General features: G+C 37.7%; 9 protein-coding genes, 2 tRNA genes, 3 rRNA genes and 2 pseudogenes. 5 read left to right on the top strand and 11 right to left on the bottom strand.

Annotated features, from left to right (window positions below):
- Nucleotide 1: 1 nt before the first annotated feature.
- The 11 genes and pseudogenes from ACZZ95_RS00080 to thrS all read right to left on the bottom strand — a co-directional run bounded on the left by ACZZ95_RS00080 (nucleotide 2) and on the right by thrS (nucleotide 8,282).
- The gene (locus tag ACZZ95_RS00080) at nucleotides 2–1,231 is read right to left on the bottom strand and encodes a hypothetical protein (RefSeq protein WP_463467569.1); all 1,230 of its coding nucleotides are present in this window, start codon (nucleotides 1,229–1,231) and stop codon (nucleotides 2–4) included.
- A gap of 219 nt (nucleotides 1,232–1,450) precedes the next feature.
- On the bottom strand, nucleotides 1,451–1,627 hold the full coding sequence (locus tag ACZZ95_RS00075; RefSeq protein WP_463467568.1) for a hypothetical protein: 177 nt from the start codon (nucleotides 1,625–1,627) through the stop codon (nucleotides 1,451–1,453).
- Nucleotides 1,628–1,770: 143 nt separating this feature from the next.
- Nucleotides 1,771–2,358 carry a sensor histidine kinase gene (locus ACZZ95_RS00070; RefSeq protein ID WP_463467567.1) on the bottom strand — a complete coding sequence of 196 codons (588 nt, stop codon included), beginning with the start codon at nucleotides 2,356–2,358 and terminating at the stop codon, nucleotides 1,771–1,773.
- A gap of 119 nt (nucleotides 2,359–2,477) precedes the next feature.
- Nucleotides 2,478–2,843: a hypothetical protein gene (locus ACZZ95_RS00065; RefSeq protein WP_463467566.1), complete on the bottom strand. Its 366-nt coding sequence runs from the start codon at nucleotides 2,841–2,843 to the stop codon at nucleotides 2,478–2,480.
- Complete coding sequence (locus ACZZ95_RS00060; RefSeq protein WP_463467565.1) at nucleotides 2,836–3,498, bottom strand: tetratricopeptide repeat protein; 663 nt, start codon at nucleotides 3,496–3,498, stop codon at nucleotides 2,836–2,838. The genes ACZZ95_RS00065 and ACZZ95_RS00060 overlap by 8 nt, the downstream gene beginning before the upstream one ends.
- Before the next feature lie 168 nt (nucleotides 3,499–3,666).
- A complete protein-coding gene (locus ACZZ95_RS00055; protein ID WP_463467564.1) occupies nucleotides 3,667–4,101 on the bottom strand; it encodes a carboxymuconolactone decarboxylase family protein in 435 nt (144 codons plus the stop codon).
- 230 nt (nucleotides 4,102–4,331) lie between these two features.
- Complete coding sequence (locus tag ACZZ95_RS00050) at nucleotides 4,332–4,754, bottom strand: Crp/Fnr family transcriptional regulator (RefSeq protein WP_463467563.1); 423 nt, start codon at nucleotides 4,752–4,754, stop codon at nucleotides 4,332–4,334.
- Nucleotides 4,755–4,905: 151 nt separating this feature from the next.
- Nucleotides 4,906–5,250, bottom strand: a complete 345-nt coding sequence (gene rplT / locus ACZZ95_RS00045) for a 50S ribosomal protein L20 (RefSeq protein ID WP_008464948.1) — start codon at nucleotides 5,248–5,250, stop codon at nucleotides 4,906–4,908.
- 181 nt (nucleotides 5,251–5,431) lie between these two features.
- Nucleotides 5,432–5,629, bottom strand: a complete 198-nt coding sequence (gene rpmI / locus ACZZ95_RS00040; protein WP_007810722.1) for a 50S ribosomal protein L35 — start codon at nucleotides 5,627–5,629, stop codon at nucleotides 5,432–5,434.
- A 132-nt stretch (nucleotides 5,630–5,761) separates the two neighbouring features.
- Nucleotides 5,762–6,258, bottom strand: a pseudogene (gene infC, locus ACZZ95_RS00035) (translation initiation factor IF-3).
- A gap of 76 nt (nucleotides 6,259–6,334) precedes the next feature.
- Nucleotides 6,335–8,282: pseudogene (thrS, locus tag ACZZ95_RS00030) on the bottom strand (threonine--tRNA ligase).
- Between the two features lie 1,346 nt (nucleotides 8,283–9,628).
- On the opposite strand from thrS, the gene ACZZ95_RS00025 reads away from it, so the two are divergent.
- The 5 genes from ACZZ95_RS00025 to rrf all read left to right on the top strand — a co-directional run bounded on the left by ACZZ95_RS00025 (nucleotide 9,629) and on the right by rrf (nucleotide 14,902).
- Nucleotides 9,629–11,143 (top strand): 16S ribosomal RNA (locus tag ACZZ95_RS00025).
- A 126-nt stretch (nucleotides 11,144–11,269) separates the two neighbouring features.
- A tRNA-Ile gene (locus tag ACZZ95_RS00020) sits at nucleotides 11,270–11,343 on the top strand.
- 107 nt (nucleotides 11,344–11,450) lie between these two features.
- A tRNA-Ala gene (locus ACZZ95_RS00015) sits at nucleotides 11,451–11,524 on the top strand.
- Nucleotides 11,525–11,724: 200 nt separating this feature from the next.
- Nucleotides 11,725–14,611: ribosomal RNA gene (locus ACZZ95_RS00010) — 23S ribosomal RNA — on the top strand.
- Between the two features lie 181 nt (nucleotides 14,612–14,792).
- Nucleotides 14,793–14,902, top strand: a 5S ribosomal RNA gene (gene rrf / locus ACZZ95_RS00005).
- The 16S, 23S and 5S rRNA genes sit together here with 2 tRNA genes alongside, the layout of an rRNA operon.
- Nucleotides 14,903–14,948 lie beyond the last annotated feature (46 nt).

The following is a 14,948-nucleotide window of genomic DNA, read 5'->3' as shown; positions in this document are numbered from 1 at the left end:
CTTATATAGGAAATGTGAAACTTAATTTAAAACTTCGTTCTAAACTTTTGTCAAAATTAATAGTTCCTTTTATTGTTTTAATACGGTTTTCCACATTTTGTAGTCTTTTTTCTAAAATAATATTTTTAGAAGTAATTTCATTACTGTTATCGGTGTACGAAACAGCTAGATTTTTATTGGTTGATTTTACTATTATGCTTACTAAACTCGAGCTGTTAAATTTTTTCATGTTAAACAATAATTCTTGTAAAACGCGGTAAAGTATTATCTTCTTGTTTTTGTTAATTGCATCCCAAGCGATTGTATCAAAACCGTTTAATAATATATTTACATCTTCTGTTTTATATTCTGAAATCATTTCTTTCAAAGCAGAAACATATCTATAATCGATAGGGATTTTGCTATTTTCTCTTGAAATGTTTCTCGTTTTTAAATAAATATTATTGAGCTTATCCAATAGTTTTTCCTTATTTTCTTTATCCTCTAGATCATTATCTTCAGCAAATAATAAAGTTTGAAAAACATCTGAATTAAGTTCATTGTGCAGTTTGTTGGAAATTCTCATTTCACTTTTAAAAATGGCATCATCTTTTTCTCGTTTACTTTTAGAAGTGATATGAAATATTAAAAAAAGTAATATTAAAACACTTAGAGATATTACTACATAAGAAATGTAACTTCTATTTTTTTGTCTTTGCGACTGTAAATCGTTCTCTGCTTTTTGAGTTTTAAGTTCGAGATTTTCTTCTTTATCTTTTTTGAAATGAAATTGTATGGTAGAAGATTGATTTTTGGTTATTTTATGGGCGTCATGTATGCTGTCAGTTAACTTAAGATAAATCTTTACATATTTTTTTAGATTTTCACCATCCTCAGCTTCAATTACCTCGCCCAAAGAATTTATTTGATTGGATATTGAATTTGCTTTACATGCAGAAATATATCCATTCATCGCATGATATTTCTTTAATTCTGGATTATTGTATTTTTTGTAATACAAATAAAGAGCATGATAACAACCAATTAATTCAAAATTATCATTTGTTTTAAGAGTTATTTCCAGACTTTTAGTAAGATTATCCAAAGCTTGTTTTTCATGATTTCCTAAACGTAGATAGCAAAGCCCAAGATTATACAATACTGCAGAATATTGAATTTCGGAATTTACAGCATCGGTTTTATCTTCGGTTTTTTTCTTAGCTAATGGTTCTAGTAAATTTATCGCTTCCAAATATTTTTTCTGTGCATGTAAATGAAGGCAATATCACATTTAATTTGTGCTTTTCGAAATTGAGATATGGCAATTTTTAATGCTTTTTTATGATAGAATAGCGCATTGTCGTTATCATAAGTATTATAATAGTTATTAGCTGTTATGTTATACACGATTTGAGAGAGCCTTGGTTTTGATGTATATTTTAAATACGGAAGTGTTTTTGTAAGTATATTTTCAGTCGCCATAATAATCACCACTTCTTTGTAAAATAAACCCTATTTGTGATAATGAATAAACATATTGATTTGCGTAATCTATTTTAGGATTGCAAAGCAATTGCGCTTTATTAAAATAAAAAATTGCACTGTCATATTCTGAGACATGATTTAGACTGTCTCCTTTTTTTACCATTTTGTATATAGCAGTGGTATTATCTGTGTTCTTAATATAGATTTGTTTTTTTATCACAGGATAATATAGACAAAACCACAGCTAACAGCGCAAAGCAGTTTAATATAAGACTAGTTTGAAGATAAGAAAATATATTTTTCATCTTACAAAGGAAATTTAATAAACACCTTAAATCCTTTTCCTAAATCAGATTCGATATTGATTTTACCTTTTATGGCAAGAATCCTATTCTCAATATTATGCAGTCCATTTTTTAAAACCATTTTGGTAACATCAATTCCTTTACCGTTATCAGTGTAATTGATTGTAATGTCCTTGTTCGTCTCTTTAAAAATAATGGCAACCAAACTGGCTTCACTGTGTTTCTTCATGTTTACCAGTAACTCCTGTATCGCTCTGTAAATTGCTGTTTTCTTTGCTTTATCTATTTCATGCCAGGATATTGTATCCAAGCCATTAATTAAAAGATTTATATTTGGAGTATTAAACCCAGAAATCATTTCTTTAATTGATAAAACATAATTTCCATCTGTACTAATTGTACAGTTTTCTCTGGCGATATCTCTTGTTCTGGAATAAATAGTGTCTAAACTATTTAATAACTGTTCCTTGTTTTCAAGTAAAGACAAGTTTTTGTTTTCAGCAAAAGCCATTGTGTGGTAAATATCATTAGCTAATTCATCATGAAGTTTTTTTAGAAATTCTTGTTTCGCTGTTGTAAGCGACTTCAATTTTGTCACGATTTGCTTTAGAGGTTAAATAATAATATAGAATTAATATCAGGCATAAACTCAAGATAACTATAATATATGAGATAATATTTCTATTTTTTTGTCTCTCAAGATCCAATTCATTTTCTGCCTTGTGGGCTTTCAGCTTTAGATTTTCTTCTTTTTTCACGTTTAGAGTCATACTTAATTTTTGCAAATTGATTTTTTGCTTTCTGTCTTACTTCATCAATACTGTCCGATAATCCAATGTAAAGGTTCGAGTACTCTTTTAATTCATTGTTATTGCTGTTGTTAATTATCATTTTTAGGGCTGAAAGCCTGCCGTCGATATAGTTGATTTTACTATATTCTTTATAGCTTAAAAGAATGTATTTTTTAGATAAAGAAAGATCTCTTTGTTGATAGAATTCAGCTAGATGCATGTAACTTTTTCCCAAGCCGAAAGGATTTTGAGCATCCTGCCTTACTTCTAAAGCTCTATTCATATAGTCCAGTCCTTTTTTTAGGAGCGTCTATTTTAAAATAACAAAAACCAATGTTGTCCAATAAAGAACCGTAAATATCCTTGTCTTTAATTATTTCATCTTTTGTTTCTAAAGGCAGAAAAATAGTAAGCGCTTCGTAATATTTTTTTTCTTGAATAAGAGCAACTCCAATATTATTTTTAGTCGCCAGCTTTCTCCAGTTTTTTGTGTCTAATTGTAAAGCTTTTTCATTATATAATATAGCGCTCTTGTAATCGTACGTATCCAGGTAGTTAACGCTTAGCGTAACATATAAGTTCCAGGTGTGAAGTTGGTTTTTTACATATTTTGCATAAGGTAGTGCCTTTGTAATTGTGGCTTCGCTTCCTGCATAATCTCCGTGAGTCTGCTGGATAATCGCCATTCGGTTTAAAGTACTGATATAGTTTTCAGCATCCTTAATTGGAGAGCAGACAAAAATTGCTTCATTGTAATAGTAAAACGCACTGTCAAATTTATTGTTGTCAAACAAAGTGTCAGCCACAGCTATTAGTTTGTCGGCTTTAGCTTTGTTGTAGGCTTCTTTTTTGTTAGGAGAATTTCTCTTTTGGCAAGATAAAAGCGTTAATAATATGACAATTACATAAAATAATATTTGCGCTCTTTTTGGTATCATGCGCCAAAAATAAATATTTCTGGAAATCTCAAAAGAGTATATATACGGTATTTTCAATTATTTTCAAATTGAGTTTTTTTTGATTCTCATTTAGAGCTAAATACAAAAAGCCCTTTTAAACAAAGGGCTTTTGAATGTTTGAAGCTTGTAAAAATCTCCTTATAAAATTTAAACGGCTCTCAGTCCGGTTGTAATTGCAAGTCTGTTCCAAGAGTTGATTGTAATAATTGCTAAAATTATTTCAGCTAGATATTTTTCATCAAATAAATTAGTCGCATTTTGATAAACTTCATCAGAAACATGGTTGCTTATTGAAGTCACTTGTTCTGTTAAAGCCAAAATTGCTTTTTCATCTTCTGTATAAACATCAGCTTCGCGCCAAGCACTTGTTAAGTATATTCTTTGTTCAGAAATTCCATGCTTTCTAGCATCAGCAGTATGCATATTAATACAAAATGCACAACCGTTAATTTGTGATGCACGAATTTTAATTAATTCTTTATGAACCGCAGTTAATGAAGTTGTAGAAATATATTTTTCTAAGTTCATTAAAGCTTGATAAGCTTCTGGAGCAACGTTCGGGATAACAATTCTTGATTTCATTTTTATATGTTTTAAAAGTACATTACAAAGGTCAGTAATGTATACTCTTAAAAACTTGAACTACTTCAAGAAATTCAAATCACACTTTTCCGGCTCTTATTTTACTCATAAATTCTGCCGAAAAATCCAAATAGGAGGCAAGCATGTATTGTGGAACACGCTGGACAAAATCCGGTTGTTGGTTTTTGAAGTGATTATATCGTTCCTCTGCAGACATTGTAAATAGAAATTTAATTCGCATCTGAGCTGGCGCCAAATGCTTTTTGAGCAACAATTCTAAAATACTTTTCAAGATTTGGAATCTGAACAAGTACAGATTCTAAAACCGATTTATCAATTGCAATCACTTCTGTCGTTTCAACTGCTTGAATATAAAAATGAGATGGAGTATGGTTATGATAACTTAAATAATCTGTTATCCACCAATTTTCAACAGCAAATTGTAATGTTTGTTCCGTTCCTTTTGGGTTAATGATATATTGACGCATACAGCCTTTTACAATAAAGTACATCGTATTGCAGACCTGTCCTTCTTGTAAAATAAGACTCTTTTTCTTAATCTGTGTTGTAGTTAAACAGGATTTAAGTATGTCAATTTCTGATGGCTCAAGTGGAACAAACTTTTGAATATGGTCTAAAATTGCATTATGCATTTCATCGATAGTTTTAAGTAAATTTACTTTAATTATTTTAATTCGTAAACTAATAAAATTGTTGTAATCTCCATAAAAGCAAAAAACCATTCGAATAAACGAATGGTTTTTTTATGATAAGTAAGTAATCTAAATTGAGTTTATAAAACGTTTATTTTACTTTATTAAGTATTGCTTTGAAAGCTTCTGGGTGGTTCATAGCTAAATCTGCAAGAACTTTACGGTTCAATTCGATTCCGTTAGCTTTAACTTTCCCCATGAATTGAGAATAAGACATTCCTTCTAATCTAGCTCCAGCGTTAATACGTTGAATCCATAAAGAACGGAAATTTCTTTTGTTCTGTTTTCTGTCACGGTAAGCATAGCTCATTGCTTTCTCTACCGCGTTCTTAGCAACTGTCCAAACGTTTTTACGTCTACCAAAGAAACCTTTGGCTTGCTTCATTATTTTTTTTCTTCTTGCTCTTTTAGCAACTGAATTTACCGATCTTGGCATAATTTTAATGTGTTTTTGTAGCAGGCGTCCTGAATTGAATCAAAGGAACTTGAAAGCCGTACTCCAAGGTTATATAAATATTTTTTTAACCTAAAGAAAATCTTTAGTCAAAGGTTTAAAAGTCAAATGCCAAAAGTTTACAACTTTGTGACTAATAAGGCTTTACAACTTTAGACTTATATTAGATAATTCTTAATTGTTGTTTGATGCTTTTCATATCTGTAGAGTGAACTAGCGCTGAGTGTGTCAAAGCTAATTTACGTTTTTTAGATTTTTTAGTCAAGATGTGACTTTTAAAAGCATGCTTTCTTTTAATCTTTCCAGAGCCAGTAACTTTAAAACGTTTCTTAGCGCTAGATTTTGTTTTCATTTTAGGCATTTTTCCTAGTGTTTTAATTTATTCTTACTTACTTATATTTTCAAAAGCTTTAGGCTTTAGGCTTTAAGCTTTAAGCAAAGATTTATAATAACGTTTGCTTAAAGCTTAAAGCTTACTGCTTATAGCAAATAATTATTTTTTCTTCTTCGGAGCAATGAACATAATCATTCTCTTACCTTCTAAAACAGGCATAGCTTCAACTTTACCATGCTCTTCTAAATCTGTAGCCAAACGTAATAATAAAATCTGACCTTGATCTTTGTAAATGATAGAACGTCCTTTAAAGAAAACGAAAGCTTTTAATTTAGCTCCCTCTTTTAAGAATTTTTCAGCGTTCTTTCTTTTGAACTCATAATCATGCTCATCAGTTTGAGGACCAAAACGAATCTCCTTTACCACAACTTGAGAAGATTTAGCTTTTAATGCTTTGTCTCTTTTCTTTTGTTCGTAAACAAATTTCTTGTAGTCCATGATTTTACAAACCGGCAGTCAGCGTTTGGCGAAATCTCAACCAAATCCAATTCAAACTGATCTGCTAGACGCAAAGCCTCTGCAAGCTTAAATACACCTGGTTCGATGTTCTCGCCTACTAACCTTACTTCTTGTACTCCACGAATATTGTTATTTATTCTGTGTGCATCTTTTTTTTCTACTCGAGGTTGAAAACCTCTGTTGCTTCTTATTGCTATGACTTTCTAATTTAAGTTAAACTGTAAATACTTTTAATGTCTTTTTTATTTCTTCGTCTACAATCGAAGCAAATTCCTCGATTGAAACTGTAATATTACCTTTTCCTTCTTGTCCGTGGCGACGAATAGAAATAGTACCGTTTTTCTCTTCTTCCTCACCCACGATAAGCATAAATGGAATTTTCTGCATCTCTGCATCTCTAATTTTCTTACCGATAGTTTCATTTCGGTTGTCAATTAGGGCGCGAATTTCGTGATTTTCTAGCAAATCTAAAACTTTTTTAGCATAATTTTCGTATTTCTCACTCAAAGACAAGATTATAGCCTGTTCTGGCATTAACCAAAGTGGGAAATTTCCTGCTGTATGCTCTAATAAAATTGCGATAAAACGTTCCATTGATCCAAAAGGAGCTCTGTGAATCATAACTGGTCGATGTAATTCATTATCAGCACCTTTGTATGTCAGTTCAAAACGTTCTGGTAAATTGTAATCAACCTGAATAGTTCCTAACTGCCATTGTCTTCCCAAAGCATCTTTAACCATAAAATCAAGCTTTGGTCCGTAGAATGCGACTTCGCCGTATTCTACAACGGTATTAAGACCTTTGTCTCGTGCTTGCATTAATAATAGCATTTTCAGCTTTTTCCCAGTTTTCATCTGTACCAATATATTTCTCTCTGTCTTCTTGATCTCTCAACGAGATTTGAGCAGTAAAGTTTTCAAAACCTAAAGAACCAAATACATACAATACAAGGTCAATTACTTTTTTGAATTCCTCATCCAATTGCTCTGGAGTACAGAAAATATGCGCATCATCCTGAGTAAAACCTCTAACACGAGTCAAACCATGTAACTCACCAGATTGCTCATATCTATATACAGTACCAAATTCAGCATAACGCTTAGGTAAATCTTTATATGACCAAGGTCTTACATTGTAAATTTCACAGTGGTGAGGGCAGTTCATTGGTTTCAATAAAAATTCTTCACCTTCCGCCGGAGTATGTATTGGCTGAAAACTATCAGCACCATATTTCGCATAATGTCCAGAAGTAACATAAAGTTCTTTCTGACCAATATGTGGAGTTACAACCTGTTCATATCCTGCTTTCTTTTGAGCTCTTTTCAAAAACTGCTCCAAACGATCTCTAAGTGCAGCTCCTTTCGGTAACCATAAAGGTAAACCTTGACCTACTTTCTGAGAGAAAGCAAACAATTCAAGTTCTTTTCCTAATTTACGGTGATCACGACGTTTTGCTTCTTCAAGAAGTTCAAGGTACTCAGTTAAATCTTTTTGTTTAGGGAAAGATGTTCCGTAAACACGAGTCAGCTGTTTATTCTTTTCATCACCTCTCCAGTAAGCACCAGCAACGCTCATAACTTTCATAGCCTTGATGATTCCAGTATTCGGAATATGTCCACCACGGCATAAATCTGTAAAAGTAGCATGATCGCAAAAAGTAATAGTCCCGTCTTCAAGATTAGAAATCAATTCAGTCTTGTAAACATTGTCTTTGTACATTTCTAATGCATCTGCTTTGCTTACAGGACGCATTTTAAATTCATGCTTCCCTCTTGAAATTTCAAGAACACGATCTTCGATCTTTTTAAAGTCAGCCTCAGAAATTTTCTGATCACCAAAATCCACGTCGTAATAAAACCCATTAGCAATTGCAGGTCCAAGAGTTAATTTAATTCCTGGGTATAATTCCTCAAGAGCCTGAGCCATTACGTGCGAAGTCGAATGCCAGAAAGCTTTTTTACCTTCAGCATCATTCCAAGTATATAAAATAAGATTACCGTCGGTCGTTAATGGAGTTTCGGTTTCAATAGTTGTACCATTAAAAGATGCAGAAATAACATTTCTTGCAAAACCTTCGCTAATGTTTTTAGCGACCTCCATTGGAGTTACGCCCGAAGCGAACTCTCTAATTGACCCATCGGGTAAAGTAATCTTGATCATTGTTTATAATTTTGTGAATGCAAATATACATGATTACTAAAATACATACAATATATATATGTAGAAGATTATTTTATTATCTAAGTGCTGGAGGTCTGCGCCATATTAGGAATGGATTTCATTCACACAACCCGACAGGTTTTAAAACCTGTCGGGTTTACTTTTTTATATACCTATATATATGTATAAATTAATTAAAATCCAATTTTACGTAGAGACGCACAGCAGTACGTCTTATGCGTACTGCAGACATTATTGAAAATCTGATTTGTCAATCAAAATCAATATCAGAATATTGTAGAGATGTCAGGCTGAGCGAAGCCGAAAGCCATTTAATGACAAAGGAAGTTTTAGAATTCAAATACCGTTTGTCAGGCTGATCGAAGCCGAAGCCCGCGTCCCATATCCCACAATCCAAGAAAATTGGAATTTGGATTTTAAAAAATTGGAATTTAATTTTAATTAGGAGCTTAATCCCGCTATCCGCTTCAATCTTTTGTGCCTCCTCCCGAAGCCTCGGGACCGGCACAAAAGGATTTCCGCTTCTATCGGGGCTAGGGCAGTAGTTTTCAAAAGAAACAGTAATCACAGAAGCAAAAACGAATATATAAGAAAAAACAGCGTCTTATCACCTCTGGGAGATTCATAAAACGATGGAAAAACAAAACTTTGCGTCTTTACGTCTTTGCGGCAAACCAGCCAAAAATACTGTAAAACCCATGAATTCCGCAAAAACGACCTTTTTAAAAACACTAAAAATGGAGGAATGACAGTATGATAAAGAAAAAACTGACAATGATTTAAAAAATTTTAAAATGTAAATAAGCAGTTATCAGAGTGTTAAGAAAAAAGCGTTTAAAACATGGAAAAAATATAAAAAAAAGGCTTGTAAATGTAAATAAAGGTAGTACTTTTGCACCCGCAACAACGACAAACGTTCACTGAAACACTGACAGGCATTGAATTTTAAACTGAAAAGTTTTTTCAAAAAAAGATTCAAAAAAGCTTGTGGGATTTGAAAACGGATGTTACATTTGCACCCCGCAAAACACGGAAAGTTCATTGAAAGATTGGTAAGGTTTAGGAGGGAAAAGGAAAAGAAATTTTCTAAAAAAAACTTCAAAAAACATTTGCCGGTTTAAAATAAGTTTTCTACTTTTGCACCCGCTTTGCAACACAAGCGAAACAAAAAAAAGAAACACGTTCGTAGACATATTGAATTGACAGCCGTCTCGTCGCAGGATGAGACAAAAGAATAAGAGTAATAGAATCGAGAGATTCGATAGGAACCGATAGAGAAAACATCGCATAATAATTAGTCTTGATTTATTTAAGACACACAATATACGATGAAGAGTTTGATCCTGGCTCAGGATGAACGCTAGCGGCAGGCTTAACACATGCAAGTCGAGGGGTATATTTCTTCGGAGATAGAGACCGGCGCACGGGTGCGTAACGCGTATGCAATCTGCCTTTCACAGAGGGATAGCCCAGAGAAATTTGGATTAATACCTCATAGCATTATAGGATGGCATCATTTTATAATTAAAGTCACAACGGTGAAAGATGAGCATGCGTCCCATTAGCTTGTTGGTAAGGTAACGGCTTACCAAGGCAACGATGGGTAGGGGTCCTGAGAGGGAGATCCCCCACACTGGTACTGAGACACGGACCAGACTCCTACGGGAGGCAGCAGTGAGGAATATTGGACAATGGGCGCAAGCCTGATCCAGCCATGCCGCGTGCAGGATGACGGTCCTATGGATTGTAAACTGCTTTTGTACGAGAAGAAACACTGATTCGTGAATCAGCTTGACGGTATCGTAAGAATAAGGATCGGCTAACTCCGTGCCAGCATACACGGGTAATACGGAGGATCCAAGCGTTATCCGGAATCATTGGGTTTAAAGGGTCCGTAGGCGGTTTAGTAAGTCAGTGGTGAAAGCCCATCGCTCAACGGTGGAACGGCCATTGATACTGCTGAACTTGAATTATTAGGAAGTAACTAGAATATGTAGTGTAGCGGTGAAATGCTTAGAGATTACATGGAATACCAATTGCGAAGGCAGGTTACTACTAATTGATTGACGCTGATGGACGAAAGCGTGGGTAGCGAACAGGATTAGATACCCTGGTAGTCCACGCCGTAAACGATGGATACTAGCTGTTGGAAGCAATTTCAGTGGCTAAGCGAAAGTGATAAGTATCCCACCTGGGGAGTACGTTCGCAAGAATGAAACTCAAAGGAATTGACGGGGGCCCGCACAAGCGGTGGAGCATGTGGTTTAATTCGATGATACGCGAGGAACCTTACCAAGGCTTAAATGTAGATTGACCGGTTTGGAAACAGACTTTTCGCAAGACAATTTACAAGGTGTCGCATGGTTGTCGTCAGCTCGTGCCGTGAGGTGTCAGGTTAAGTCCTATAACGAGCGCAACCCCTGTTGTTAGTTGCCAGCGAGTCAAGTCGGGAACTCTAACAAGACTGCCAGTGCAAACTGTGAGGAAGGTGGGGATGACGTCAAATCATCACGGCCCTTACGCCTTGGGCTACACACGTGCTACAATGGCCGGTACAGAGAGCGACCACTGGGCGACCAGGAGCGAATCTATAAAACCGGTCACAGTTCGGATCGGAGTCTGCAACTCGACTCCGTGAAGCTGGAATCGCTAGTAATCGGATATCAGCCATGATCCGGTGAATACGTTCCCGGGCCTTGTACACACCGCCCGTCAAGCCATGGAAGCTGGGGGTGCCTGAAGTCGGTGACCGCAAGGAGTCGCCTAGGGTAAAACTGGTAACTAGGGCTAAGTCGTAACAAGGTAGCCGTACCGGAAGGTGCGACTGGAACACCTCCTTTCTAGAGCCCCATTTGTTAGCATTATTGCACGATGGGGAAAAAAGATGTCTATCTAAAGGAACTGAATCACAAGATTCAATTACTCTTGCTGTTAATTTAAAAAAAAATGAAAATTAAGTAAAACAGAGTCTCGTAGCTCAGCTGGTTAGAGTACTACACTGATAATGTAGGGGTCGGCAGTTCGAGTCTGCCCGGGACTACTATTTAACTTAAAAAAGGAAATTCTGGAAGTTGGGATTCGCCAAAAGAAATTAGAGAAGAATTAAGAAATCTAAAATCTGAATTCTACAATCTAAGATTGAAAAATGGGGGATTAGCTCAGCTGGCTAGAGCGCCTGCCTTGCACGCAGGAGGTCAACGGTTCGACTCCGTTATTCTCCACTATTCAAGTGAATAGTAAAGAGTAAAAAGTAATTAGTCAAAAGCTGATCACTAATTACTAAGGACTAATCACTAGAAAAAAGTTCATTGACATATTGAGATAAGAAAATAATAAAAAGTAGAAAGCGTTTTTTGTTATAGTAGCAATACAACTAACAAAAGACAAAAAAAAACGGTCTTGATTAATTTTAAGGCTGGTACAATAAGCAAAATAAGGGCGTATGGGGGATGCCTAGGCTCTCAGAGGCGAAGAAAGGCGTGATAAGTCGCGAAAAGTCGCGGGGACGGGCACACACCGATTGATCCGCAGATACCTGAATGGGGCAACCCACTATGTTGAAGACATAGTACACCGATAGGTGGGCAAACCCGCTGAACTGAAACATCTAAGTAGGCGGAGGAGAAGAAAACAAAAGTGATTCCGTAAGTAGTGGCGAGCGAACGCGGATTAGCCCAAACCAGTGCTGTTACGGCAGTGCTGGGGTTGTAGGACCACGACATTTTATGCATGCAGAACCGGAAGTTACTGGAAAGTGACGCCATAGAGGGTGACAGCCCCGTACGGGTAATAAATGTAATAGATAGTGGTATCCTGAGTAGGGCGGGGCACGTGAAACCCTGTCTGAATTTGGCGGGACCATCCGCTAAGGCTAAATACTCCTGAGAGACCGATAGTGAACCAGTACCGTGAGGGAAAGGTGAAAAGAACCGTGAATAACGGAGTGAAATAGATCCTGAAACCATACGCTTACAAGCGGTCGGAGCCCTTTTGTGGGGTGACGGCGTGCCTTTTGCATAATGAGCCTACGAGTTAACGTTGCTGGCAAGGTTAAGTGGTTAAGCCACGGATCCGCAGCCGAAAGCGAGTCTGAATAGGGCGCTTTAGTCAGTAGTGTTAGACGCGAAACCGTGTGATCTACCCATGGGCAGGTTGAAGCTGTGGTAACACACAGTGGAGGACCGAACCGGTTGACGTTGAAAAGTCTTCGGATGACCTGTGGGTAGGGGTGAAAGGCCAATCAAACTCGGAAATAGCTCGTACTCCCCGAAATGCATTTAGGTGCGCCGTTAGTTATAAAGTTATACAGAGGTAGAGCTACTGATTGGATGCGGGGGCTTCACCGCCTACCAATTCCTGACAAACTCCGAATGCTGTATAATGTTCACTAACAGTGAGGGCTTGGGTGCTAAGGTCCAAGTCCGAGAGGGAAAGAACCCAGACCATCAGCTAAGGTCCCCAAATATATGCTAAGTTGAAAGAACGAGGTTTGTCTGCCCAGACAGCTAGGATGTTGGCTTGGAAGCGACCATTCATTTAAAGAGTGCGTAACAGCTCACTAGTCGAGCGGACGAGCATGGATAATAATCGGGCATAAGCATATTACCGAAGCTATGGATTTAGAGATTACTCTAAGTGGTAGGGGAGCATTCTAACAGGGCAGAAGGTGTATCGTAAGGTATGCTGGACCGGTTAGAAAAGAAAATGTAGGCATAAGTAACGATAATGCGGGCGAGAAACCCGCACACCGAAAAACTAAGGTTTCCACAGCTATGCTAATCAGCTGTGGGTTAGTCTGGTCCTAAGGCGAACCCGAAAGGGACAGTCGATGGCTAACGGGTTAATATTCCCGTACTACTAATTACTGTGATGGGGTGACGGAGTGATGAAAGCGCCGCTGAACTGACGGAATAGTTCGTTGAAGTACCTACCTATAAGATCTGCAGGCAAATCCACAGATTTTGGGGAAATACGATAGTACTCGGAGTCTTCGGACAAAAGAGATAGTGCGCCTAAGGGCTTCCAAGAAAAACCTCTAAACTTCAGGTAATTAGTACCAGTACCGTAAACCGACACAGGTAGTTGAGGAGAGAATCCTAAGGTGCTCGAGAGATTCATGGCTAAGGAATTAGGCAAAATAGACCTGTAACTTCGGGAGAAAGGTCGCCCACAGTAATGTGGGCCGCAGTGAAGAGGTCCAGGCGACTGTTTATCAAAAACACAGGGCTCTGCAAAATCGTAAGATGAAGTATAGGGCCTGACACCTGCCCGGTGCTGGAAGGTTAAGAGGAGATGTTATCTTCGGAGAAGCATTGAATTGAAGCCCCAGTAAACGGCGGCCGTAACTATAACGGTCCTAAGGTAGCGAAATTCCTTGTCGGGTAAGTTCCGACCTGCACGAATGGTGTAACGATCTGGACACTGTCTCAGCCATGAGCTCGGTGAAATTGTAGTAACGGTGAAGATGCCGTTTACCCGCAGTGGGACGAAAAGACCCTGTGCACCTTTACTATAGCTTAGTATTGACTTTGGATAAATGATGTGTAGGATAGGTTGGAGACTATGAAGCGTGCGTCGCCAGGCGTTGTGGAGTCATTGTTGAAATACAACCCTTTGTTTATCTGAAGCCTAACCCCGTTTAGCGGGGGACATTGCTTGGTGGGTAGTTTGACTGGGGTGGTCGCCTCCAAAAGAGTAACGGAGGCTTCTAAAGGTTCCCTCAGTACGCTTGGTAACCGTGCGTAGAGTGCAATGGCATAAGGGAGCTTGACTGAGAGACATACAGGTCGATCAGGTACGAAAGTAGAGCATAGTGATCCGGTGGTTCCGCATGGAAGGGCCATCGCTCAAAGGATAAAAGGTACGCCGGGGATAACAGGCTGATCTCCCCCAAGAGCTCATATCGACGGGGGGTTTGGCACCTCGATGTCGGCTCGTCACATCCTGGGGCTGGAGAAGGTCCCAAGGGTTGGGCTGTTCGCCCATTAAAGTGGCACGCGAGCTGGGTTCAGAACGTCGTGAGACAGTTCGGTCTCTATCTACTGCGGGCGTTAGAAATTTGAGTGGATCTGATTCTAGTACGAGAGGACCGAATTGGACAAACCTCTAGTGTATCTGTTGTCCCGCCAGGGGCACCGCAGAGTAGCTACGTTTGGAAGGGATAAGCGCTGAAAGCATATAAGCGCGAAACCCACCACAAGATGAGATTTCTTTTAAGGATCGTGGAAGATGACCACGTTGATAGGCTATAGATGTAAAGGCAGTAATGTCATAGTCGAGTAGTACTAATAATCCGTAAGCTTATGTACACCCTTTTCCCCCGATGCAAATCGGGGGGAGAAACTTTCTAGAAATACTAAATAAAAATACTTTTCTTTATCTCAGTATGTTAAGATATTTGCCTGTCGCGGGCAGTAAGCAGTTAAAAAGTAACTGGTAAAGGGTCTAAGGACTAATTACTGGGCACTAAGGACTAATTACTAAAAACCTTAAGGTGGTTATTGGCATGGGGCTCACCTCTTCCCATCCCGAACAGAGTAGTTAAGCCCGCCTGCGCAGATGGTACTGCAGTTATGTGGGAGAGTATGTCGTCGCCTTTCTTTGAAAAACCCTATCCAAACCGGATAGGGTTTTTTGCTTTTATAC

The organism is Flavobacterium sp. AC267, assembly GCF_979258715.1.
This window is presented reverse-complemented; position numbering and strand designations above follow the sequence as displayed.

Excerpts from the sequence above, each read along its gene's own strand:
- ACZZ95_RS00050 (WP_463467563.1), bottom strand. The coding sequence starts at position 4,754 with ATGCATAATGCAATTTTAGACCATATTCAAAAGTTTGTTCCACTTGAG.
- rplT (WP_008464948.1), bottom strand. The coding sequence starts at position 5,250 with ATGCCAAGATCGGTAAATTCAGTTGCTAAAAGAGCAAGAAGAAAAAAA.
- ACZZ95_RS00060 (WP_463467565.1), bottom strand. The coding sequence starts at position 3,498 with ATGATACCAAAAAGAGCGCAAATATTATTTTATGTAATTGTCATATTA.
- ACZZ95_RS00065 (WP_463467566.1), bottom strand. The coding sequence starts at position 2,843 with ATGAATAGAGCTTTAGAAGTAAGGCAGGATGCTCAAAATCCTTTCGGC.
- ACZZ95_RS00055 (WP_463467564.1), bottom strand. The coding sequence starts at position 4,101 with ATGAAATCAAGAATTGTTATCCCGAACGTTGCTCCAGAAGCTTATCAA.
- rpmI (WP_007810722.1), bottom strand. The coding sequence starts at position 5,629 with ATGCCTAAAATGAAAACAAAATCTAGCGCTAAGAAACGTTTTAAAGTT.
- ACZZ95_RS00075 (WP_463467568.1), bottom strand. The coding sequence starts at position 1,627 with ATGGTAAAAAAAGGAGACAGTCTAAATCATGTCTCAGAATATGACAGT.